The 23,148-nt window shown below is 34.4% G+C and carries 23 protein-coding genes; 14 read left to right on the forward strand and 9 right to left on the reverse strand.

Translation table 11 applies throughout. From position 1 onward, the window contains the following. Positions 1-15 precede the first annotated feature (15 nt). Positions 16-1,131 carry a DHHA1 domain-containing protein gene (locus tag Nisw_RS07980; RefSeq protein ID WP_370510665.1) on the forward strand — a complete coding sequence of 372 codons (1,116 nt, stop codon included), beginning with the start codon at positions 16-18 and terminating at the stop codon, positions 1,129-1,131. Between the two features lie 242 nt (positions 1,132-1,373). Here the strand turns inward: Nisw_RS07980 and Nisw_RS07985 are convergent, their stop codons facing one another. The 6 genes from Nisw_RS07985 to Nisw_RS08010 all read right to left on the reverse strand — a co-directional run bounded on the left by Nisw_RS07985 (position 1,374) and on the right by Nisw_RS08010 (position 7,726). Further along, positions 1,374-2,192, reverse strand: coding sequence for a PEFG-CTERM sorting domain-containing protein (locus tag Nisw_RS07985; RefSeq protein ID WP_255430764.1), 819 nt, complete (start codon positions 2,190-2,192; stop codon positions 1,374-1,376). 200 nt (positions 2,193-2,392) lie between these two features. Beyond that, positions 2,393-2,590, reverse strand: coding sequence for a hypothetical protein (locus Nisw_RS07990; RefSeq protein ID WP_141978071.1), 198 nt, complete (start codon positions 2,588-2,590; stop codon positions 2,393-2,395). Positions 2,591-2,634: 44 nt separating this feature from the next. Beyond that, complete coding sequence (locus Nisw_RS07995; protein ID WP_141978073.1) at positions 2,635-3,912, reverse strand: dicarboxylate/amino acid:cation symporter; 1,278 nt, start codon at positions 3,910-3,912, stop codon at positions 2,635-2,637. A gap of 68 nt (positions 3,913-3,980) precedes the next feature. Beyond that, on the reverse strand, positions 3,981-5,987 hold the full coding sequence (locus Nisw_RS09325; protein ID WP_221624831.1) for a multicopper oxidase family protein: 2,007 nt from the start codon (positions 5,985-5,987) through the stop codon (positions 3,981-3,983). Positions 5,988-6,080: 93 nt separating this feature from the next. Next, on the reverse strand, positions 6,081-6,536 hold the full coding sequence (locus Nisw_RS08005; protein WP_141978075.1) for a RidA family protein: 456 nt from the start codon (positions 6,534-6,536) through the stop codon (positions 6,081-6,083). A gap of 29 nt (positions 6,537-6,565) precedes the next feature. Further along, positions 6,566-7,726 (reverse strand): TrmB family transcriptional regulator, encoded by a 1,161-nt coding sequence (locus Nisw_RS08010; protein WP_141978077.1) that lies wholly within the window; start codon positions 7,724-7,726, stop codon positions 6,566-6,568. Positions 7,727-7,883: 157 nt separating this feature from the next. Between Nisw_RS08010 and Nisw_RS08015 the strand changes: the two genes are divergently transcribed. From Nisw_RS08015 to carB, 5 genes are all read left to right on the forward strand, one after another. Then, a complete protein-coding gene (locus tag Nisw_RS08015; protein WP_185736608.1) occupies positions 7,884-8,441 on the forward strand; it encodes a hypothetical protein in 558 nt (185 codons plus the stop codon). After that, positions 8,438-8,929 (forward strand): hypothetical protein, encoded by a 492-nt coding sequence (locus Nisw_RS08020; protein ID WP_141978079.1) that lies wholly within the window; start codon positions 8,438-8,440, stop codon positions 8,927-8,929. Before Nisw_RS08015 ends, Nisw_RS08020 begins: the two co-directional genes overlap by 4 nt. 10 nt (positions 8,930-8,939) lie before the next feature. Continuing rightward, entirely contained in the window at positions 8,940-10,133 is a 1,194-nt protein-coding gene (locus Nisw_RS08025) for an AAA family ATPase (protein ID WP_141978081.1), read from the forward strand. A 102-nt stretch (positions 10,134-10,235) separates the two neighbouring features. Continuing rightward, positions 10,236-11,357, forward strand: coding sequence for a glutamine-hydrolyzing carbamoyl-phosphate synthase small subunit (gene carA, locus Nisw_RS08030; protein ID WP_185736688.1), 1,122 nt, complete (start codon positions 10,236-10,238; stop codon positions 11,355-11,357). 3 nt (positions 11,358-11,360) lie between these two features. Beyond that, positions 11,361-14,603, forward strand: coding sequence for a carbamoyl-phosphate synthase (glutamine-hydrolyzing) large subunit (gene carB, locus Nisw_RS08035; protein ID WP_141978084.1), 3,243 nt, complete (start codon positions 11,361-11,363; stop codon positions 14,601-14,603). On the opposite strand, the gene Nisw_RS08040 is transcribed toward carB, so the two are convergent. Further along, positions 14,604-15,356, reverse strand: a complete 753-nt coding sequence (locus tag Nisw_RS08040; protein ID WP_141978086.1) for a metallophosphoesterase — start codon at positions 15,354-15,356, stop codon at positions 14,604-14,606. Between the two features lie 34 nt (positions 15,357-15,390). On the opposite strand from Nisw_RS08040, the gene Nisw_RS08045 reads away from it, so the two are divergent. After that, on the forward strand, positions 15,391-15,693 hold the full coding sequence (locus tag Nisw_RS08045) for a hypothetical protein (RefSeq protein WP_141978088.1): 303 nt from the start codon (positions 15,391-15,393) through the stop codon (positions 15,691-15,693). A gap of 48 nt (positions 15,694-15,741) precedes the next feature. Continuing rightward, complete coding sequence (locus tag Nisw_RS08050; protein WP_141978090.1) at positions 15,742-15,993, forward strand: hypothetical protein; 252 nt, start codon at positions 15,742-15,744, stop codon at positions 15,991-15,993. Between the two features lie 2 nt (positions 15,994-15,995). On the opposite strand, the gene Nisw_RS08055 is transcribed toward Nisw_RS08050, so the two are convergent. Next, positions 15,996-16,298, reverse strand: a complete 303-nt coding sequence (locus Nisw_RS08055) for a hypothetical protein (RefSeq protein WP_141978092.1) — start codon at positions 16,296-16,298, stop codon at positions 15,996-15,998. Between the two features lie 89 nt (positions 16,299-16,387). On the opposite strand from Nisw_RS08055, the gene Nisw_RS08060 reads away from it, so the two are divergent. Genes Nisw_RS08060 through lsrF form a run of 3 tightly spaced genes read left to right on the forward strand, consistent with a single transcriptional unit; the run spans position 16,388 to position 18,810 of the window. Further along, complete coding sequence (locus tag Nisw_RS08060; RefSeq protein ID WP_141978094.1) at positions 16,388-16,681, forward strand: V-type ATP synthase subunit F; 294 nt, start codon at positions 16,388-16,390, stop codon at positions 16,679-16,681. Between the two features lie 37 nt (positions 16,682-16,718). Further along, complete coding sequence (locus Nisw_RS08065) at positions 16,719-17,747, forward strand: zinc-dependent dehydrogenase (protein ID WP_141978096.1); 1,029 nt, start codon at positions 16,719-16,721, stop codon at positions 17,745-17,747. Positions 17,748-17,784: 37 nt separating this feature from the next. Further along, on the forward strand, positions 17,785-18,810 hold the full coding sequence (lsrF, locus tag Nisw_RS08070; protein WP_141978098.1) for a 3-hydroxy-5-phosphonooxypentane-2,4-dione thiolase: 1,026 nt from the start codon (positions 17,785-17,787) through the stop codon (positions 18,808-18,810). Position 18,811: 1 nt separating this feature from the next. On the opposite strand, the gene Nisw_RS08075 is transcribed toward lsrF, so the two are convergent. Continuing rightward, a complete protein-coding gene (locus tag Nisw_RS08075; protein WP_141978100.1) occupies positions 18,812-19,216 on the reverse strand; it encodes a nuclear transport factor 2 family protein in 405 nt (134 codons plus the stop codon). A 224-nt stretch (positions 19,217-19,440) separates the two neighbouring features. Between Nisw_RS08075 and ilvB the strand changes: the two genes are divergently transcribed. From ilvB to Nisw_RS08090, 3 genes are read left to right on the forward strand one after another with little or no spacing between them, the layout of a single operon-like run. Then, entirely contained in the window at positions 19,441-21,141 is a 1,701-nt protein-coding gene (gene ilvB / locus Nisw_RS08080) for a biosynthetic-type acetolactate synthase large subunit (protein WP_255430765.1), read from the forward strand. Positions 21,142-21,150: 9 nt separating this feature from the next. Beyond that, a complete protein-coding gene (gene ilvN / locus Nisw_RS08085; RefSeq protein WP_141978104.1) occupies positions 21,151-21,636 on the forward strand; it encodes an acetolactate synthase small subunit in 486 nt (161 codons plus the stop codon). Further along, positions 21,633-23,147: a 2-isopropylmalate synthase gene (locus Nisw_RS08090; protein WP_141978106.1), complete on the forward strand. Its 1,515-nt coding sequence runs from the start codon at positions 21,633-21,635 to the stop codon at positions 23,145-23,147. The genes ilvN and Nisw_RS08090 overlap by 4 nt, the downstream gene beginning before the upstream one ends. The last annotated feature ends 1 nt before the right edge of the window (position 23,148 follow it).

Consider the following 23,148-nt stretch of genomic DNA (forward strand, 5'->3'; position numbering starts at 1 on the left):
TAGTTTTTCTTCATATTGGCTGCATCAAAGACAAAGAAATCAACTGCCAAAAAATCTATTACTAAAAAGACTAAAGCAACCAAAAAATCTGCAACCAAAAAAGTTGTGAAAAAAACAACCAAAAAAACTACTGCCAAAAAAATAGCAAAACCAAAGCGTACTAAAGTAATTTGCATCTCTCATAAAGAAGATGCTGATGGTATTAGTTCTGCTGCATTAATTAGACAAGCATTTGGCGGTGATGCTATACTAGTTGATTATCCTGGACAAATGGAAGCATTACAACAAGTTGTTACTGATGAAAAATTAAAATCCTTATACATTTGTGATTTGGGTCTTAGCAAAAAAACTCAGGATGAATTTATTGAAATCATGACGACCTTGAGAAAAAATAAAGTTTCAATTACCTATATTGATCACCATGATATTGATCCTGCTGTTGTAAAATCATTACAAAAAATCAAAGTCAAAGTGATTCATGATATTAACGAATGCACTACTGTCCAAGTTTACAATGCTTTTAAATCAAAATTAAATGAACATGCAACTTTTGTTGCAACATGTGCTGCAATTACTGATTATATGGAAGACAGACCACTAGGTTCTAAATTACTTCAGATGTATGATAGACAATTTGCACTCATCAGTGCCACTGTTCTAACTTACAATATTGTTGGCCATCAAAAAGAACCAGATTATCTGTTGTACTTGGTTGAAGAACTAGCAGAATCTAAATTCCCTCATGATATCCCAAATACCTTTGAGTTTGCACAAATTCAAGTCGAAAAACTCTCTCAAATGATTGCCAAAGTAAAGGCAGGTATGAAAACAATGAAAAATCTTGGACATATGGAAATTTTAGATTCAGGTGCTAGTGGTGCTGTGAATTTTGTAATGGGGCTATCTGGCAAAGATGTGGGAGTTGCATACAAAGAAAGAGTAGACCATGGTATCTATGCAGTATCTGTTAGAGGTTCCAAAAACTGTAAAGTTCATTTGGGAAAAATTGTTAACTCTTTGGCAACTGAACTTGGTGGTTCTGGTGGTGGACATGATAGAGCATGTGGTGCCGTTATCCCAAAACCAAAGATAAAAAAATTCATCACAGAACTAAATAAGAAAATAAAGTAATCATTGTAATCCTCTTGGGATTTTTTTCACAGCATGTGAAATTGAAATTCTTCCAGGACCTATTGCAATTATTGCTAATACTGCTTCAAGCATTACTAAATTCCATCCCATCCTCCTTTAGAAACAAAAAATCCATTTTGCTATCTAATGTGAAATACTGCATCTAGTACAATTACAGAAAATATTGTATGATATTTTTGAGATTTGATTTTTTCTAAATCTAGCATTTCTGTAATGTACTGCTAATATCTTGGTACGATTGCTAGTCTTGATTTTGCTGAAAATATGATTATTGAGATTATCGAAACTCCCAAAATCAATGATGCAATTACTCCAAATTCTGGAACTACTACTCCGTCTTTGATTTCCACTTGTACTGATTTTTTATATTCTGATGCGACTCCTTGATTTGCAGTAATTGTATAAACTCCATCTTCTTTCCACATAGAACCTCCTGTTTTGATTTGAACTTCAAAACTACCTCCTGCTTTAGGTGAAACTTGATCAATGGCTACAATATTTCCTGAAGGAGAATTTACAATTAATGTAATGTCTGTCTCTGTACGCTTTGTAACTCCTGAAACATTAATGATATCTGAACCATTTTCTGCATCTGCTGTCATAGATATCACACTTGAAACGCTTGTTTGTTTTTCTTGAATAATGGACTCTTGAACTCTAATATCCACATCATTTCGTGGAAGTTCTTGTGCTAGTACGTTAAATGATGTCCTTGCAGTAATCTCTGTGTCTTCATGACTGACAAATACAGTATATGTTCCAACCTTAAAACTAGGAATGGTAGGCTGTAATAATTTTTTAAATTCACCATTGTCTTCAATTGGTACTTGTGGTTGATATGCAATACTTCCATCGGGGGCAATCACCTTTATTGTAACTGGCTTGTATTTTGTAACATCTGTAATTTTTCCAGAAATTAAGACTGACTCTAATGCTTTGATACTGTCTTTTGATACATTAACTTCTAAACTTGGTTCTGCAAAAACTGACGTTGTCATTAATGAGATCACAATAAAAAACATTCCTAGAATCTTTAACATTTAATTCTCTGAATCTCAGCAGTATATTAACAGTATTTCAAAATTATACGTAATGTTATTATCCTTTGATGTTTTTTCCTTTGATTTTTCTAATGATTTTCTTTACTTGTCTGTATGCCAAAACCGGAGGAATGCAATATGGACATCCTATATCTATAACTGAACAACAACAAAAACATTGGCATTTTCCTTTTTCATGGTTACATTCTTGGCAAATCATATTTTTTACTTCTAGCTTTTGATCTTAATCTTGTTTTACAACATGGACATGTATTTTCCTCTGTAAGAAAAAATATTGCACATAACGAACACCACTTTTGTCCTATCTTGTAACGAAGATTGTTTGTAAATGATGTTGATTTTAATCGTTCACATAACCCATTACACATTTGAACCATGAGACATATGCTCTGAAAATATATTTAAGAAAATTTCCAAATCCTCAATTTTTCTCTCGCGTTATTTCATTAAACACACAAGACGCAGTAAGATCTCCTGTAACATTGACCATGGTTCTGATCATGTCCAAAATTCTATCTACTGAAAGTAATAACAAAATTCCTACTGGGGGAATTCCCACTGTGATAAGTATCGTAGCTAGGACAATTGTTCCAGCTCCTGGAACTGCAGGAGTTCCAATTGATGCTAAAAGAGAAGTGACAATGATCACAAGTATGGAAAACATACTCAACTCAATTGCAAAGAGCTGCGCCAAAAAGAAGACTGCTATTACTTGATACAAAGCAGTACCATCCATATTTACAGTGGTTCCAAGTGGGATTACGAATTTTGAGACACGTGTATCTAGTTTAAGATCCTCTTCTGCAGTTTTTAATGTCATGGGCATTGTTGCCATTGAGCTAGCAGTTGAGAAAGCCAATGTCTGGGGATTACGGAATTTTGAAAATGTAGAAGAAATTGGTCTTTTTGCTACAAACTTTATGATCATTGTGTACACCAACAGCATTGCTCCTAGTCCTAGAATTACCGTTGCCATGTATACTCCCAGCCCTGCCATTGTCTCCACTCCTACTTTGGCAACCATGCCTACAATCAAACCAAAAACTGCAAACGGTACAATCTTCATTGCCATGAGTAGAATGTATAATGTAATTTTTTGAATAGATTCTAGTAAATCCAACAAAGGTTTGACTGAGTCTTTTGGAAGTGCAGCCATTGCCAAACCGACAATCATTGCCATTATCAAAATGCTTAGCATCTGTCCTTCAAGATAAGAAACAATTGGATTTCTTGGAATAATGTTTGATGCTATTTCTGGAATGTCATCTACTGAGAAACCTTCTGTAACTTTCAAATCCTCATCAGAAAGATCATGAGTCTCTTGAAGTGCAGTAAGATCTAGGATGCTACCAGGTGCAATAATTGATGCAAGAGTTATTGCAATTAGAATTGCAATTGTTGTAGTGATTACAAAATAAACACCAATGCCCAACCCCAAAGTTTTCATTTTTTCTTTTGTACCTAAATTAGTAATTGCAACTATGATTGATGCAAAAATTAATGGAACTATAATCATCAAAATCACACTCAAAAATATGTTAGCTGGAATTTTCAGATATGATGAAATAGTATCCAAAGTATTGTCGTCTAAACCGACACCAACATCATCTCCTAAAACTAAACCTACTCCTACCCCTACAAGTAAAGAGATTACAACTTGAAACCACAATTGTTTGAAAATATTATTTTTCAATGCCATACGGTCTCCTTAGATTTTCACCATTCTCATTTCATATAAGAACTACCTGAAATGATTTGATTTGTTTACTATGGTTTTACGGTGATCTTTGATGTCATTTCTGATTCATGGTGTTCTAAAATATGACAATGCATAAGCCATTCTCCTGGATTAGAAAACTCTACTAGAATATCTATAGTACTTCCTTTAGGCACTAAAACACTGTCTTGCCATGACAAATTAGAGTTCATCTCTCCATTTTCTGAAATAACAATGAATCTTTGACCATGCAAATGGAATGGATGTTGCATTGGGTGTACTGAATCTGGACTGTTAATCAATCTGATTTTCTTGATATCTCCCACATTGACTGTAAAATCAATATCAAATCCTTCCTTTCCTGAATTTTTATCACGTAAAATCCACTTCGTATTTTTTTCATTTGACATCATATTCATGTGAGGCATCTCATCTTCCCATTCGATTCCGTTTGTATCGTGATGATGGTTCATTGAATCCTCGTGATGATCCATTGACATACCTTGTGCAATAATACTTGCATGGTCCATTGTACTATCTGCCATTTGATGGTCTTGTTGCATTGAATCTTCCATCACTGACTGATGATTCATCGAATCATCCATAGTAGAATGATCATGTTCTGAATGATCATGTTCCGTAGAATGCATAGACATATCTAATGCTGTCTCTAAATCAAACTCTAACTCTAATTCTGGTTCAATTGAAAAATGTTTTTTCAATGTTGACATTTCATATTTTATTTCTGAATTTTTTGATAAATTAAAAAATTCTTCATTTGCTTGAACAATTGATTTGTTAACTATGATTTTTCCAATACTGTATTTTTTTTCAGGAGTAAAATGAATAATGTCGTATATGCCGGGCGATTCAAACATGACTTCGACTACTCTTCTTTCAAATGGAGATATGATTACTGATTCTACAAAACCACTTTCTTCATAGTCACTCATATCTGATGTAACTAGCTTTAGATTTTGCTCCTCTATTTGGAAATTGAATGTTCTAGTATTTGCTGTATTTGTTAGGTAAAACTTTAGAACTTCATTTTGTGGCACTTCTAAGACATAATCTGATTCTCCGTTAATTAGCATAGTATTTCCAAATCTTCCCATTAGAACATGATCTACAATATCTTTGTCATATTCTATAACCCCCTTTTCATTAATAGTAACATCATCTAAAATTAATGGAATCTGGAAATCTTGGTAATTCTCATCTTTCTCTTGAACTAGAATATTTCCATACATACCCATGTCTACTTGCATCTCAGTTCTGACATGTGGATGATAGACATAGATTCCAGTATCTGGAAATTTCAGAGTATATTGGAAAGTTTCTCCTGGTTGAATTGGTTCTTGTGTAAGATGTGGCACTCCATCATTTTTGTAATCTAGTCTTAATCCGTGCCAATGAGTGGTAGTTGGAATATCTAAATTATTTTTTAAATTAATGGTGATTGTGTCTCCTTGATTTGCTATTAGCATTGGACCTGGGCTTTGGTTGTTATATCCGAACATCCTGATTTTTTCTCCATTGATGACTTTCTCAATAACGTCTACTGAAAATTCTATGTTTTGATTATTTTCTAGATATATTGGTGATGCATTTGCAATGATTTTGTTTTGTATTTTTTCATAATCATATTCTGATTTTTCTCCAAATGAAATAATATTTTCATTAATCAGATGCTCTACTCCTCCAAGAAAATGTTCTTGAGGTATTTCACCTGATGTGTACCATTTTGCACTGTTTCTGATCCAATCAGGAATTTTGATGTCTTCATTAACATTGATCTCAATGTCTTTTGTCTGAAGAATCTCCTGATTTGTGGTTCCAAATACTATTCTGGTATCTACTTCAATCACTCTTTCTTTGATAAGAAATCCTAAACTACTTGCAAATTCATGATCACTGATGGTGCCTTCAGACCACCATTTCACTACTTGGTTCACCCACTCAGGAATTTGTCCAATACCTGGGTCTGAATTATTGTGATCTGTCCATTCCTGTGAATAGGCCTGTTCAATACCTTGAGAGAGAAATGTTATTCCCAAAAATATTATTGAAAAAATAAAAATACTTTGATTTGTTTTCAATTTGTTGAACTCATACTTTACTCGTATAATAATTCTAAGATGATTTCCAACCTATTCTGAGATCTCAACTATTGCATCAATTTCTGTCATTGAATCAAGTGGTAAACTTCCTGCTCCTAAGGCTATTCTTGCATGTTTTCCTTTCTCTCCAAAAATCTCAAACATCAAGTCTGATGCTGCATTGATGACTTTTGGATGTTGTGTGAATTCTGGAACTGAATTTACAAATCCTGATAGTTTGACAATTTTTGAAACTTTGTCTAAACTACCTGCCTCTCTTTTGATTTGTGCTAGTATGTTGATTGCGCAACTTTTAGCTGATTTTTGAGCAGTTTCTAAATTGTCATCTGAAACTTTTCCAGTATATGCTACTTTCCCGTTTTCAAGTGGAATTTGTCCTGATATGAAAAGCAAATTTCCTGTTTTTACTGCGGGAATATAATTTCCTGCAGGTACTGGAGCTTCTGGTAATTCTATTCCTAATTCTTTGAGTTTTTCTTCAGACATGACAATTGTTGTGTCCTTTTTGTCTGATTTTAGTTTTTACTTATTTTGATATGTACTTTTTCGCCTTTACTAGAGTTATTTTGGAACACTGTTCTAGTTTTGTAACCCTGTTTTTGTAGACACCCATCTAAAATTGAAACCCATGGGAGAGAATGACCACTATTTAGTTTTGATTCTACTGTAATGTTTTTTGTATTTGCTTCAAAGTTAACATGTCCTGAGCATGTGATTTGTAATATTGCATCCATTATTTCGATCACATCATCTAGTGATTTTGATTTTAAAGAAACGCCGTTCTTTTCTAACAATCTAAACAAGTCAAATTCTGGTTTTTTTGAAAACATTGTGGAATTTAGTATGTGTGTCAATCCTATCTCGTTAATTGTTTTTATGATTTTGTAAATTTCTTGGGCCTCTGTTTTTGTCATGTCTGCAAGTGCTTTTGTTTTTATTGCATTTTTCCAAATATGTGAGAATAATTTCTCTTGATTTGCACTTAGAATGTCAGTTGATGAAAAGATTGCACCTTTTCCATTTTCATTGTTTATCAACAGTAATTCTGCCTCATCAAAAATAAAGCAATTTTGTGTAATGTCTGATGCTCTAATTTCTACTCCATCTGGTATTGATCTGTAGGATTCTGAACAAATTTGTGTTGGCGATACTAGAACTTTAACGTCTAGATTCCTACGTAATACTGATACCAACTGCTCTTTACATTCTCCCAGCAAACCCAAACCCCACTGATCTACCATTATCTTCATTGAAGACTTACTTCCATCAATCATGGTTTGAAGTTGTGACAGAACATTATTTGCACTAATGTGAAAGTATCTTTTTTCTTCTGAACCTCTTGATTTTCTACTTTCTTCACTAGCTTTTTTGAGATTAGATACTAGTGAGTTCATTGCGTTTACTTTGTTAATTTGTTCGTGAATAATACCATCAAATGCATCTTCTGGTGCAATAGCGGTACACATTATTGGTTTACTTTTTGAAATTATTGCGAGTTTTTTATTTTCTAGTTTTAATAAAGTTGGATAAATTTTGGTCCTTGGAATCTCTGAATAATATGCTAATTCTCCTGCTGAAATTGTACCTTTAGCGATTAGTGCAACATATGCTTGTGCTTCGTATTTGCTTAGACCGAATTCCTCAAGGCTAACTGTTAATGCGTGTTCATTGACCATAATTATGATTGATTTGTTATTAGGTAAAATCGAGAGCTAAATTCCTTTACACAAATACTCAAAAAAAATCAAAATTGTATCTGCAGTAATGTGTCACTGTGGTTACTAAATTAATTGTGACATCGTCCTCAAATACAAAATCTCAATAAAATATCTCATGTCGGTTAAATGTATAGAAATAGACAATGAGAATATCGCTCATTCTGTCACTTTAACTCCTAGATTGGTATATTCTACTTCTCTACTTGATGAGATAGTGGGCATCATATCTCAAAAAAGAGATGATTTGAAACAATCCAACAAGGATTTAGTTTCTGATTTTGATGATTCAGACAAAACTCATCTTAGAGCAATTGAACTTGAACGAATCATGGCATTTTCTCTTGAGGTTTTGACCTTAACAAAAAGGAAAACTAAAAGCATCACAAATATCCAATCCATTCCTCAAGTTTTACCTTCGTCCATTCCTTTGATAAGAACAATTAGTGCTCAACTTTATGATCTAGTTCCTGATTGTAGTCAAAAACTCTCAGAACTTTCTGTCCATTTAGGAAGTATTGTACTTGATTCTGCAGCACTTACTCATGCTAGTTTTGATTTTAGTCAATCAAACATTGAATCCTCCACTTTACTTGATGAAGTAAAATTGATGGTGGACTCTAAAATAAGTAAGCAGTATCCTAATCTTGATTTTTTTAAATTACGTAATACTTGAATATGCTAAACACTAAACGTGATTTTTCAAAGGATCTTGAGCGTATAAAATCACTTTCGTCAAAACTTGACAAGAAAATTTCTGAGGCAAAATCCTCTGATGATAAAAATATTGAAAAATTAACTTTGGAAGAATTACAAGATTTGGATAAAATTGTTGGAATTGCAGATTTTATGCTAGTCAAATATGCTGATAAAAAAGAGATGCGCTCAATTCTCAAATATTTTGTATCTGTAATCTCAGATGCTGCAGGTTCTATTGAAAATTTGGATGATGAAATCTCTGAATTGATCATGTCTGCAGAAGATTCTATTAGCAAGGTGAAAGGAATTCATGTAGATATCTCAGAGAAATCTGATTTTAAGAAGAAATATCATGATGGTCCTGATTATAATGAGCACGAAACAAGTGCAATTAATTTAACCAATTTTGCTACAGAGATTCACACCATAGAATACCAACAAAATTCTCAAGGGAATACTGCGTAGGTAATTTGAAATGAGTATGGCTCCCCAAGAACTAGAAAATACTGCTAGCAAATATGCTTCTGAAGCTATCAAATTTGATTCTCAAGGTGCACGGGGTCAAGCAATTACATACTATCAACAAGCAATTGATGCTCTGGTAAAATTATTACAATTGTATCCTACTAGTAAACTAAACCCAATTTACAAGGAGAGATGTAACTCTTATCACAATAGAATTAATGCATTACAACAGGCACATGGTGTAGAGCCTGCAGTTGATCCTAAAGCATCTCCTGAAGAACAAAAGAAATCTGTTCAAAGACAAGAAGCAGAAAATGACTTTGAAGATCTCATAATGAAAGAAAAACCTGATGTCACTTGGGATCAAGTCATTGGTTTAGATGATGCAAAAAGTGCATTACGTGAATCAATTGTATATCCAACTAAACGACCTGATTTGTTTCCACTTGGATGGCCAAAAGGAATGTTACTTTATGGTCCACCTGGAACTGGTAAAACAATGTTAGCAGCTGCAACTGCAAATGAAATGGATGGTTACTTTATCAATGTCGATGCCTCTTCTATGATGAGTAAGTGGTTAGGTGAAGCAGAAAAGAATGTTTCAAAATTATTTACTATGGCAAGAAGTTATGCTGAAAAAGAAGGCAAACCGGTAATTTTGTTTGTAGATGAAGTTGATTCTCTATTAGGCTCCAGAAACAGTGAGGTTGGTGGAGAAGTTAGAACAAAGAATCAATTCCTAACTGAAATGGATGGTGTTAATGGTAAAGGAAAAGATTTGATGATGTATGTTATTGGTGCTACAAACAAACCATGGAGTCTTGATTGGCCTTTCCTTAGAAGATTCCAAAAAAGAATCTATGTGTCATTGCCTACTCAGGCAGCAAGAGAAAATCTCTTTGAACAATACACTGCTAAACTAAACAAAGACTATAGAGTTAATCCTACTGAACTAGCAAAAATGTTTGATGGATACAGTGCAAGTGACATCAAGGATGTTTGTCAAGCTGCTCAGATTAAAACAGTACATGAAATTTTCAATGCTCCTGATTATCATGAACCCATAGAAGGTGAAGAACCAGTACAACCAAGAGAATTGACTACATCTGATTTCAAAAATATTATGGAAAGAAGAAAACCAAGTGTTTCAACTGAAATGATTCGTGCATATCACAAATGGAGCGAAGAATTCCAAGCACTATAATCAAAATTTTTGCGATCAAAAATTATCATTCTTAATACTCACAAAACTTAAATTCACTTTCTTGCGGACTTTACGAGGGTCACGATAACTACAAAGAAATCAATCCACGCAAACAAGCATGGAAAGCTGATCTTTGATGATGGAACTGTTTTTGAAGGCCAAGGTTTTGGTTACTCGACGACTGTTTTTGGTGAAATTGTCTTTAACACTGGTATGGTTGGTTATACTGAAGCACTAACTGATCCTTCCTATAATGGTCAAATTCTAACTCTGACATATCCTCTTGTTGGAAATTATGGTGTACCCGATCCAGAAATTAAAGACGAGGATGGAATTCCAAAATTCTTTGAATCTGATGTTATGCAAATCAGGGGACTTGTAGTTCATGAACTCTCATTGACTGCAAGTCATTGGAATCTCAAAATGACTTTGGATGAATGGATGTATAATGAAAAAGTACCTGGAATCTCTGGCATTGATACTCGTGCCATAACCAAGAAACTCCGAAGTAGCGGTGTTATGATGGCTGCTCTTGTCGTATCTGATGAAGAAATCGATGTTGAAAAAATCAAAAAAGAACTAGCAGAGGCAACTGATTACAATTCTGAAAAATTTATGGATTCAGTTTCAACTAAAGAAGAAAAAATCTACGGAAATGATTCTGAATCTGTTGTGGTAATTGATACTGGTGCAAAAAATGCTATTGTACGAAATGTACGAGAATTAGGATACAAAGCAATTGTTGTTCCATGGGATACTCCTTATGAGAAAGTAATGTCTCACAATCCAAAAGGTGTGGTTTTAAGTAGTGGTCCCGGTGACCCACAAAACTGTCCTGCAACTGTTGATACTGCAAAAAAATTAATTGAAAATAATGTTCCTACATTAGGAATTTGTTTAGGTGCACAAATAATTGGTCTTGCTGGAAATACTGAAACTTACAAACTAAAATACGGGCATCGTGGACAAAACAAACCTTGTATTAATTTGGACACAAATCAGGTTTATGTTACGAGCCAAAACCACGGTTATGGAATAAAACCTGAATCTCTAGAAAAATCTGATTTTAAATTATGGTTTACAAATGCAGATGATAAAACAGTTGAGGGAATAAAACATAAAACACAGAATTGCATTGCAGTTCAATTCCATCCAGAAGCTGCACCTGGTCCTTTTGATTGTAAATATGTCTTTGAAGAACTTAAAAAATTAATGGAGAAATAAAAATTGCCAAAAAATGAATCTCTAAAAAAAATCCTTGTGTTAGGAAGTGGTGCAATCAAAATTGGCGAAGCAGGAGAATTTGATTATTCTGGAAGTCAATGTCTAAAAGCAATTCAAGAAGATGGAATCAAAAGTGTCCTGATTAATCCAAACATTGCAACAATTCAAACAGATACTAGATTTGCAGACCAAGTCTACCTCTTACCTGTGACTCCAAAATATGTTGAATCCATTGTAGAAAAAGAAAGACCTGATGGAATCATGTTGGCCTATGGTGGTCAGACTGCTTTGAATTGTGGTGTCAAACTTGAAGAGGCGGGTGTTCTACAAAAGTATGGGGTCAGTGTCCTTGGAACCCAGGTACAAGGCATCAAAAATACTGAAGACAGACAGCTTTTCAAAGATCAAATGAATGAGGCTGGAGTTCCTGTACTCAAAAGTAAGACTGTGACAAACTTTGATGATGCAAAGAAAATAGCTGAAGAATTAACCTATCCTGTAATCATACGTGTAGCCTATACTCTTGGTGGACGTGGTGGTGGTATTGCCCACAATGAGATTGAATTACATGAAATTGTTGAACGGGGCCTAAAAGCAAGTCTTGTAGGTCAGGTTCTAATTGAAGAATACATTGGTCATTGGAAACAAATTGAATATGAAGTCATGCAAGATTATGATGGCAATAATGTAATTGTGTGTAATATGGAAAATGTTCTTTCAATGAAAGTTCATACGGGTGATAACATCGTAGTTGCACCTTCTCAAACTATTGATAACCATGAATATCACATGTTACGTTCAGCAGCATTACGTGCAACAAAACATGTTGGTATTGTCGGTGAATGTAATATTCAATATGCATTAGATGCTGATTCTGATAGATATGTTGCTATTGAAATTAATCCTCGTCTTTCACGTTCATCTGCTCTTGCAAGTAAAGCAACTGGATATCCTCTTGCATACATGTCTGCAAAAATTGGTTTGGGTTACAATTTATCTGAACTAGTAAATAGAATTACAAAAAGCACTACTGCTTGTTTTGAACCCTCACTTGATTATGTTGTTTGTAAACATCCAAGATGGGATTTCTCAAAATTTGAGCTTGTAAATCGTAAACTTGGAGTTACCATGAAATCTGTTGGAGAAGTTATGGCAGTTGGCAGAACCTTTGAAGAATCATTACAAAAGGCAATCAGAATGCTTGATATTGGAAATGATGGACTTGTTTTGAATCGTACAAACGGACAAAAATACACTGAAGAAGAAATTGAATACAAACTTTCACATCATGATGATCAAATATTGTATAATGTTGCAATTGCACTGAAGATGGGAATCTCTGTTGATAGAATCTACAAACTATCTGCAATTGATCCTTGGTTTATCGAAAAAATCCAAAACATAGTAGATACTGAATCTAAACTCAAAGAATCAGAACTTGATGAATCTATGATGTGGACTGCCAAAAAGATGGGCTTTTCAGACAAGCAGATTGCACGAGTTAAGGACAAGACTCCTGATGAAGTACGTGAAATACGTAAGAAACTAGGCGTGATTCCTGCTGTAAAACAAATTGACACACTGGCTGCAGAATGGCCTGCTGTTACAAACTATCTTTATCTTACATATGGTGGCAATTCTAATGATATTGAGGTTCCTTCAGATGAAAAAGGAATACTCGTTGTTGGTGCTGGTCCATATCGAATTGGAAGCAGTGTGGAGTTTGATTGGGGAACTGTCAACATGGTATGGGGTCTTCAAGAAAATGGTGAAAAAAATGTTTCAGTAGTTAATTGTAATCCTGAAACAGTTTCAACTGATTATGATATTTGTACAAGATTATACTTTGAAGAATTAACTCAAGAAAGGATTCTTGACATTACAGAATTTGAAAATCCAAAAGGTGTAATCACTTGCGTTGGTGGACAAACTGCAAATAATTTGACTCCTGGTCTTGCACAACATGGGATCAACATTATGGGAACAAGTGCAATAGATGTTGATAGAGCTGAAGACCGCTCAAAATTCAGTGCTGAACTTGATAAACTACACATACAACAACCAAAATGGCAAGCATTTTCAAATCTTAACGAAGCAAAAAACTTTGCACAAGAAGTTGGATTTCCTGTAATTGTTAGACCTTCATACGTTTTGTCTGGTGCTGCCATGAAAGTTGTTTGGTCTCAAGATGAATTAAAAACATATGTAAAAGAAGCAACAGATGTTTCTCCTGATCATCCAGTTGTAATCTCAAAATTCATGCTAAATTCACTTGAAGTTGATGTTGATGGAATTAGTAATGGAAAAGAAGTTGTAATTGGTGCAATAGTTGAACATATTGATTCAGCTGGTGTTCACTCTGGTGATGCAATGATGTGTATTCCCCCTTGGAGATTAAACAACAAAATTATAGAAACTATTAATGATTATACTAAAAAAATAGCATTAACATTTAATGTCAAAGGTCCTTTCAATTTACAGTTCCTAATTCACGATGACCATGTTTATGTAATCGAACTGAACATTCGTGCATCTCGTTCTATGCCTTTTGTTTCAAAATTAGTAAAAACTAACCTGATTTCACTGGCATCTAAGGCTATTTTGGATAAACCACTTCCTAAAATCCCTGAAAATAAATGGCAAAAGATTCACAACTATGGAATCAAAGTACCTCAATTCTCATTCATGCAATTAGATGGTGCTGATATTGCATTGGGAGTAGAAATGCAATCCACCGGTGAGGCTGCATGTTTTGGTGATAGTTTCTATGATGCTTTATCCAAAGGGCTAACTTCTGTTGGATATAATCTTCCTGATAAGGGAACAGCACTTGTAACCGTTGGCGGTGCTACAAATAAAGAAAAACTCTTGCCAAGCATTGACAAGCTAAAACAATTAGGATTCAAAATTTTGGCAACAGAACATACTGCAGAATTCTTTGAAGAAAAAATCGGTGATGTTGAAATTGTACACAAGATTTCAGAACCAGAACGAAAACCAAACATTTCTGATCTACTTTATGAGAAAAAGATTGACTTTATCATAAACATCCCAAGTACACTATCTTTGGAAAAATATGTTGGAATGCTTGATGATGAATACCAAATAAGAAGAAAGGCTTTGGAGTTGGGAATTCCTGTTCTTACTACTATTGAATTGGCAGACTCTTTTGTTAAAACACTTGAGTGGCTACAGAACAATGAAACAACAAAAAATCCAATTGAACCTTATGATACTATTGAATAATTACCCTAAAACCTGATCAATGATTGATTCATTTCCAATTATTGTTCCATCCAGTGTAACAATTCTTGCTTTTGCAACTGATTTTATTCTGTCAATTATTGGAGAAATTGATTTTTTGTATTTTTTTCTATGTGTGGCGTAAAAGTATTTGTTAAATGAGGGAATTATGGTAATTTCTAACTCTCCTGATTTGTTTGGAAAAATTTTTTCTTTTTCAATCTTCATTGAAACCCAAACTCTTTGTCCGTTTATCACAGAATCTTCTTGAAAAAATACTGGATGTACATGTCCCATAATGATCTTATCTACATGCGAAAAATTCTCTGATGGCATTGTATGTCCATGAGTCAACAATGTATTTTCTTCAACAATTCCTGTTGAACTAATCATTGTAATATTTTGAGGAACAAGTCTGGAAATATTTGCATCATGATTTCCTGGAACCAGAACCACTTCACATTTTTTGCTAATTTTCTCAAAAAACATTGGAATCTCATCCCATTCGCTTTTTGAAATACTTTTGACGCTTGATTTTACATCTCCAAGCAAAATTACTGAATCAGGTTTTTCTGTATCTATCATTTGAGATAGTTCTTCAATTGTTTCATTTATTGTGGAATTTTTTCCAATGAAAATTTCATTTGATGCCATACTACTCTCAAATCCTATATGAAGATCTGTTACAACAAGATGCTTTTTCTCTCCTTCCAAAACCAGTGCTGGTTTTGATGGTATGATCCTAGTTTGTAACATCAAAGTTATACTGCAGATATCTGATTAAATTCTTGTGAACAAAGATCCTGATAGAATTGAATCTCTAGTTTCAGAAAAACGAGTAAAATTACATGTTTTTGAGCCTAGTCAAAGGAAAATTTGGACTGTTGTTGGTAAAGGGGAAGAGCATTGGGTTGATCCAACTGGTCTTTATTGCTCTTGTCCTGGATTTTATTTTGGTAAATTAAATGGAAAAGATACCTGTTATCATTTAGATTCTGTAAAACTTGCTCAAAGTGAAAACAAATTTGAAAAAATTATTTTTTCTGATGATGAGTTTTCTGATTTTCTTTCAGGATTACTTTCAGATTTGTAATTATTTTTTATTCGAATGTATTAATAACTAGAAAATTTATTGGGAAATATGGATGATGCACAACAAAACTCTGAAATTGAAAAAATTGCTAATCTAATGGTACATGATGGTATTTCTCCAGATGAACAGGATTCTGGAAAATTAGAAAAATACAAAAATCAAATCATGGAAGACTGTAATCTAAATGATGATGATGCCATGAAACTAGTTTATGAGACATTGTTGTTTAGAAAATTAAAAAGTTCAGATTCTGGTGACCTTTTAGACAAAGGTTCTGATTTTGGTGCTGGATTTAGTTAATCTTATTCTAATGGAATAGATTCAACATCTTCTTTTGAAACACCTTTCCATAACCCAATCATACCTTCAGGTTCTACTTCTTCAACTTTGGTTATTTGTTGAATCTTGATTTGATTTGGTGCTGGTCCTGGTGGCCATAATTGAACCATGTAATCTCCTACATTGCCCACTTTTGTTGGAATTCCCATGGTGATCTTTGCTTCAGAACAACCTTTTGCAGTCAAAACATCAGTTGCTTTTTGTTTGAGATCCATTTTTCCATGCAAGAAAAGAAAAAAATCCTTTTGTGTATCAATTTCTGTCATGAAATTACTAAATTTTTAAACTAAATCAACCTTTCCTGATCTACTATCTTCCAAAAAGGGTTAAATTAGAATGGGCAAAAATTGAATTTGTGAAAATATTCACTGTGGGAAGCAAATCATTTGTAACCAGTTTTCAGTTAGCCGGCGTTCCGGGCATCATTTCTGAATCTCCTCAAAAAGCTTTAGAAGATATTCGGAAATTAACTGATGATTCTGATGTGGGATTGGTTCTAGTTAGTGATGATATTACCGAATCAATCAATGATGAGTTAACTGCATTAAGAGCTGAAAAATCTACTTTGGTATTTGCATTACCTGCAACAGGAAGTGAAAAAACTGAAGTTGATTATAGGGTAATGTTGAAGAAAATCCTCGGCGTTTAATTTAATCTACTTATACTCAATTTTCTTATGACCAATCATGAAAACTGCATCTGTCAAAGAACCATCTGTAATTTCTATAAGTGAAACAGAAAATCCTTCTTTGGAATCTGGTGATATTTTAGTTCAGATGCATGCATGTGGAATCTGTGGTTCTGATTTGGAAAAAGTATTTGGTCAATACGGACAACCTTCAATGCGCTTGGGTCATGAACCTGCTGGTGTTGTCTTAGATGTTGGCTCTGATGTAACTGAATTCAAAAAAGGTGATAGAGTATTTACTCATCATCACGTTCCTTGTTATGATTGTCATTTCTGTAATCATGGAAACGAAACAATGTGCAAAAAATACTATGAAACTAATCTATCTCCTTGTGGTTTGTCTGAACAATATGTGGTCCCTGCATGGAATGTCTCTCATGGGGGTGTATTGAAAATATCTGACTCTCTAAGTTTTGAAGAGGCTGCAATGATTGAACCACTTGCATGTTGTGTTCGGGCTTGGACCAAATATCATTATCAAGAAGGAGACAGTGCTGCAATATTTGGAGTTGGTCCTACTGGAATGATGCATGTGATGCTTGCCCAAGCAAAAAAATTCTCAAAAATTTTCTGTTTTGATGTTAATGATTTTAGATTGGACTTTGCAAAAAAATTCAATGTTACAGAATCTATCAACTCTACTGATGAAACTAGGAAACAAAAAATCTATGATCATACTGATAATAGAGGAGTAGATGTAGCTATTGTTGCAACTAGTAGTCTTAAAGCTCTTGATGATGCAATTGATATGGTTAGAAAGGGAGGCTCTGTAATGATGTTTGGTGTTCCTTCAAAAGGTGCAAAAATGGATTTAGATATGAGTAAAATCTATTCAAAAGAAATTACTCTTGTAACTAGTTATGCTGCATCTGATAATGACACCAAAGAGGCATTGAATCTAATTGAATCCTCTCAAATTGATGTCAAACAATTAATCACCCATACTTATCCAATTAATGATACTCAGAAAGCATTTGATCATGCACGTAGTGGTGAAAATGCAATGAAAATAATTATTACAAAATGAGAAAGGCTTAAGAAAGGCATTTCAAATTCGATGGAATATGGATTGGGGATTAAAAAACAGACTCTCTCGTATAATTAAACCACATAATAATCGCGCACTAATGTTAGCAGTTGATCATGGATATTTTCTTGGACCTACCGAAAAATTAGAAAATCCAAAAAAGGTGATTGCACCTTTGCTGAAACATTGTGATTCTTTGATGTTAACTAGAGGTGTTCAAAGAACATCTGTTCCTGCAGAAACTGACACTCCTATGGTACTTCGTGTATCTGGAGGTTCTAGTATTATTGGTGATGATTTGTCCCAAGAAGATATCACAGTATCTATCCAAGATGCAATTAGACTAAATGCCAGCGCTCTTGCAATGTCTATCTTTGTAGGCTCAAAATATGAATATCAAACAGTTGTAAATCTAGGAAAACTAGTCAGCGAAGCAGAACAATACGGAATTCCTGTCTTGGCTGTCACTGCAGTTGGAAAAGAATTAGGAAAAGACGCAAGATATCTTTCCTTAGCCTGTAGAATGGCAGCTGAACAAGGAGCACATATTGTAAAAACATACTATTGTGAAAACTTTGAAAAAGTTGTTGAATCCTGTCCTGTGCCAATTATTGTTGCAGGAGGAAAGAAAATTCCAGAACGTGATGCATTACAACTAACTTACAACGCTGTAAAGGCAGGAGCTGTGGGTGTTGATATGGGACGAAACATCTGGCAATCTGAACATCCTGTTGCTATGATTAGAGCAACAAGAGCAATCATTCATCAAAATGCAAATGTTGATCAGGCTTTCAAATTATACAAACAATTCTCAAACGAAGAACCAAACAAAAAACGAAAATCAAAAGGCAAGAACCCTAATCAAAACAAATCAAAAGGCAAGAACCCTAATCAAAACAAATCAAAAGGCAAGAACCCTAATCAAAACAAATCAAAAGGCAAGAACCCTAATCAAAACAAATCAAAAGGCAAGAACCCTAATCAAAACAAATCAAAAGGCAAGAACCCTAATCAAAACAAATCAAACAAACCACAAAATAATCCTCAACCAAAAAAGAACTAACTCATCCATTGATCTTTGACAGATGGATGTGAGCAATTTTCCATGTTGGCTGCTTTACTAAAACAAAAGTCGCTCTTCCATGGATTTCCATGTGCTCTCCAGTGTATGCCTTTGTGTCTACTAACATTCCTTTTTGGTTTAATTCCATTGCAACAACTGCTGAATCTCCAAAAATACTGATTTTTGGATTTTTTATCTCATAACTGTAATCTGAAATACTGACAAACTTGAGTTCTTCTAACTCTATGGTATTTTGGTAATCTTTGAGATCATATGGTGGTAAGTCACTAAAACTAGAAAATTTGGGATCGTTTAGATGAATGTCTCTCAGAATAGATGTATCCTTTGTAATTCCTGCTTGAAATAATGCTTCAATCACTTTGATAATCTCTTCACTGTCTGACAAAACTATCTTTTGAATGTGAAAATAATCAGTTTAAGTCTTCTGCACAAATTGAGACAAAATTCTGATTATTCTTTAGATAATCTTTATTAATTATAGATTGATTGTTTTTTTGATTTCAATGAGCACAAGATTAGATGTAATGTTTGGCAAAGAATTGCCAGTTGTCCTAGCACTGTAAAGTGTGCTCAAGATTTTAACACATTAAAATTATGGAGAGAAATTTGATGAATAATATGGAAAATATGATTGGTGCAAAGGCCTTGATGACTGCAATGGAAAAAGAAGGTGTCAAGGAAGTATTTGGTTTACCGGGAGGCGCAAACCTTCCAATGTATGATGAATTTGCTAGATGTAATATTAGACACATTTTGGCAAGACATGAACAGTCTGCAGCACATATGGCTGATGGTTTTGGAAGAGTAAGCAGAAAACCTGGGGTCTGTTTTGCCACCTCTGGACCTGGAGCAACTAACATTCTAACTGGTATCGCAACAGCACAAGCTGATTCTGCACCAATGGTTGCAATTACTGGACAAGTTCCTACTCCGATGATTGGTAAAGATGCATTTCAAGAAAGTGATATTATTGGAATGGCAAACCCTGTTGTAAAATATGCCTTTCAGCCAAGACATGCTTCTGAAATCCCCGAAGTTGTAAAGAAAGGATTTTTCATTGCAGAAACTGGCAGACCTGGACCTGTTTTAATTGACATTCCAAAAGATGTACAACAAAATGAATCTGAAATGGTTTTCCCTGATGAATTTAAAATTCAAGGTTATCATCCTTGGGCTGATCCAGACATTGTTGCAGTAGAAAAAGCAATTGATATGTTAATGCATGCTCAAAAACCTGTAATCTTAGCTGGTGGTGGAACAATCATCTCGTCAGCTTTTGCTGAATTACAAGCTGTTGCTGAAGCATTAATGCTTCCTGTAGTAACTACATTCAAAGGAAAAGGTGCATTTCCTGAAAATCATCCTTTGTGTTTGGGTCCTATTGGAATGCATGGACATGCAGAAGCAAACAAAATCATGTCTGAGGCTGACTGTGTCTTAGCAATTGGAACTCGATTCTCTGATAGGTCTGTTGGAACTTTTGAAGAATTTGAGAAAAATCTCAAGATTATTCATATGGATGTTGATCCTGCTGAAATTGGTAAAAACCAAACAGCACAACTTGCAGTAGTTGGAGATGTACAGATGAATCTCAGAATTATGGTAAAATTACTTTTGCAAAAAGCTATCAAAAAAACTGAAGAAACCCCTTGGGTAAAACATGTAAAAGAAACCAAATCTTACTGGCAAGAAAATTTGAAACTTCATCCAGGTGAAATGGGTGCAGCTAAACTCTTACGTAAACTCCGAGAAATCTTGCCAAAAGAATCAATCATTACTACTGAAGTGGGACAACACCAAATGTGGGCATCATTATTTTATGATGTGATTCAACCTGGAACTTTCTTTAGCTCTACTGGACTTGGTACTATGGGTTGGGGATTTCCAGCTGCAATTGGTGCCAAAGTTGCAAAACCTGATGTTCCTGTTGTAGATATTGCTGGTGATGGAAGTTTTGCAATGACTGAAAACTCTCTTGCAACTGCTGTACTAGAAGACATTCCAGTAATTGTATTTGTGATGAACAATTTTACATTGGGAATGGTAGCTCAATGGCAAAGAACTTTCTATGATAGAAGAATGATTGGTGTAGACCAAGGAAAATATTGTCCTGATTATGTTAAACTTGCAGAATCTTATGGCGCACAAGGAATACGAGCAGAATCCATGGATGAACTTGATAAAGCAGTTAGAGACGCATTGAGTAGTGATGTTGCAACTGTAATTGATATTCCAATTGATCCTGAAGAAGATGTATTGCCATTTGTAGCACCTGGAACTTCGCTCAAGGACATGATCTTACCATCATAGTGATTTATCATGTGGGCAATTCTCTCTATCTTAGTTGAAAACAAACCAGGAATTTTGTTTAAAGTAACACACCTATTTCGTGCAAGAGACTTTAACATTGATAGTATCTCTGTAGGTGTAACTGACAATCCTGAATACTCTAAAATGACAATTACTACCTATGGAGATGAAAAACAGATAGATCAAATCGTAAAACAACTCGATAAAATGATTGATACTGTCAAAGTAGAGCGTTTAGATGAGCACAAAACCGTCTATAGAGAACTGAGTATTTTTAAGATTAAACTAAGTAATGCTAATGACAGTATGGAAATAAACAAATTGACAAATGCATATGGTGGCAAAGTACATGATGTCAAAAAGGACTCTATCATGGTAGAATTAACTGCAACTCCTGATCAAATCAAAGCATTTGAGGAATTAGCAAAACCATTTGGAATAATTGATGTTGCAAGAACTGGTGTTGCTGCCTTACAAAGGAGTGGTGCTGAATGAAAGTTAGAATATTTGATACCACCTTAAGAGATGGAGAACAAACAATTGGTGTATCCTTATCTCCAGATCAAAAATTATCTATTGCAAAAAAACTTGATGAATTAGGAGTAGATGCAATAGAAGCAGGATTTCCTGTAATCTCTGATGGTGAATTAAAAGCAGTAAAGATGATTACTTCTGAAGGATTGTCTTGTGAGATTGCAGGATTGACAAGAACAATCAAAAAAGATATTGACGCTGCAGTTGATGCTGGATTAAACTATATTCATACATTCATTGCAACTTCTGATATTCACTTGGAACATAAACTCCAAATGACTAGAGAACAAGCATTAGAAAAGGCAATTGAAGCAGTAGAATATGGCAAGTCTCGTGGCCTTCAGGTGGAATTTTCTGCTGAAGATGCTTCAAGAACTGATAGAGAGTTTTTGAAAAAAGTATTTGGTGAAGTTGCAAAAGCAGGTGCTGATAGAGTGAACATTCCTGATACTGTTGGTTATTCCACCCCTGAATATATGGCACAAATTACAAAGGACACAATCGAAGCTACAAAACTTCCAGTCAGTGTTCATTGTCATAATGATTTTGGATTAGCTGTTGCAAATTCTTTGGCTGGAATTCATGCAGGAGCTGCATGTGCTCATGTCACAATCAATGGCATTGGTGAACGAGCAGGTAATGCATCACTAGAAGAACTTTCTATGGCACTCAAATGTTTGCCACATGAACAAAAGTATGAGACCAACATCAAATCTGAATTAATCTATGAAACCTCTAGATATATCTCAAAGACTGTGGGCATAATTGTCCAGCCTAACAAGGCTATTGTTGGCGCAAATGCATTTGGTCATGAATCAGGAATCCATACTCATGGTGTGTTGAATAATCCTCTAACATACGAGCCAATTAGTCCTGAACTTGTTGGAAGAAAAAGATGGCTTCAGGTTGGAAAGCATGCAGGTGTACATGGAATGAATGCAATGTTGGCTGAATATGGTGTAAAACCAACTGAAGAGCAATCAAAACAAATCTTAGACAAAGTCAAAGTAATTGGTGATCAGGGAAAACAACTCACTGATGTAGAATTATTGTCAATTGCAAGTGAAGTAATGGGTGATAAGGATCTTAAACGAATTGTGCAATTAACTGGATTTTCAGTATCTACTGGAATTGGAACAATGCCTTATGCATTTGTAAAATTAAATGTAGATGGTGAGGATCATGTTGGTACTGATTATGGTGTTGGCCCAGTTGATGCTGCACTTAATGCAATCCAAAAAGTTACTGGAAAACTTTCTGAAATCCGAATCAAAGATTATGGATTAGCATCTATATCTGGTGGTTCTGGTGCTTTATGTGAGGTTACTGTTAAAGTAGAAGATGCCTTAGGAAACAAAGTTTCAGCAAAATCTGTAGGTGAAGATATTGTTACTACTTCTGTCAAAGCAGTTATTGACGCTATTAACAGAATAATGCTCAAAAAATTACTTCAAGAAAAACAGATAAGTTAAT

Origin of the sequence: Candidatus Nitrosopumilus sp. SW (assembly GCF_006740685.1) — an archaeon.
In the GTDB taxonomy this organism is placed as follows: Archaea; Thermoproteota; Nitrososphaeria; order Nitrososphaerales; family Nitrosopumilaceae; genus Nitrosopumilus.

Excerpts from the sequence above, each read along its gene's own strand:
- Nisw_RS07985 (WP_255430764.1), bottom strand. The coding sequence starts at position 2,192 with ATGTTAAAGATTCTAGGAATGTTTTTTATTGTGATCTCATTAATGACA.
- Nisw_RS07990 (WP_141978071.1), bottom strand. The coding sequence starts at position 2,590 with ATGGTTCAAATGTGTAATGGGTTATGTGAACGATTAAAATCAACATCA.
- Nisw_RS07995 (WP_141978073.1), bottom strand. The coding sequence starts at position 3,912 with ATGGCATTGAAAAATAATATTTTCAAACAATTGTGGTTTCAAGTTGTA.
- Nisw_RS08005 (WP_141978075.1), bottom strand. The coding sequence starts at position 6,536 with ATGTCTGAAGAAAAACTCAAAGAATTAGGAATAGAATTACCAGAAGCT.
- Nisw_RS08010 (WP_141978077.1), bottom strand. The coding sequence starts at position 7,726 with ATGGTCAATGAACACGCATTAACAGTTAGCCTTGAGGAATTCGGTCTA.
- Nisw_RS08015 (WP_185736608.1), top strand. The coding sequence starts at position 7,884 with ATGTCGGTTAAATGTATAGAAATAGACAATGAGAATATCGCTCATTCT.
- Nisw_RS08025 (WP_141978081.1), top strand. The coding sequence starts at position 8,940 with ATGAGTATGGCTCCCCAAGAACTAGAAAATACTGCTAGCAAATATGCT.
- Nisw_RS08040 (WP_141978086.1), bottom strand. The coding sequence starts at position 15,356 with ATGTTACAAACTAGGATCATACCATCAAAACCAGCACTGGTTTTGGAA.
- Nisw_RS08050 (WP_141978090.1), top strand. The coding sequence starts at position 15,742 with ATGGATGATGCACAACAAAACTCTGAAATTGAAAAAATTGCTAATCTA.
- Nisw_RS08055 (WP_141978092.1), bottom strand. The coding sequence starts at position 16,298 with ATGACAGAAATTGATACACAAAAGGATTTTTTTCTTTTCTTGCATGGA.
- Nisw_RS08065 (WP_141978096.1), top strand. The coding sequence starts at position 16,719 with ATGAAAACTGCATCTGTCAAAGAACCATCTGTAATTTCTATAAGTGAA.
- lsrF (WP_141978098.1), top strand. The coding sequence starts at position 17,785 with ATGGATTGGGGATTAAAAAACAGACTCTCTCGTATAATTAAACCACAT.
- ilvB (WP_255430765.1), top strand. The coding sequence starts at position 19,441 with ATGAATAATATGGAAAATATGATTGGTGCAAAGGCCTTGATGACTGCA.
- ilvN (WP_141978104.1), top strand. The coding sequence starts at position 21,151 with ATGTGGGCAATTCTCTCTATCTTAGTTGAAAACAAACCAGGAATTTTG.
- Nisw_RS08090 (WP_141978106.1), top strand. The coding sequence starts at position 21,633 with ATGAAAGTTAGAATATTTGATACCACCTTAAGAGATGGAGAACAAACA.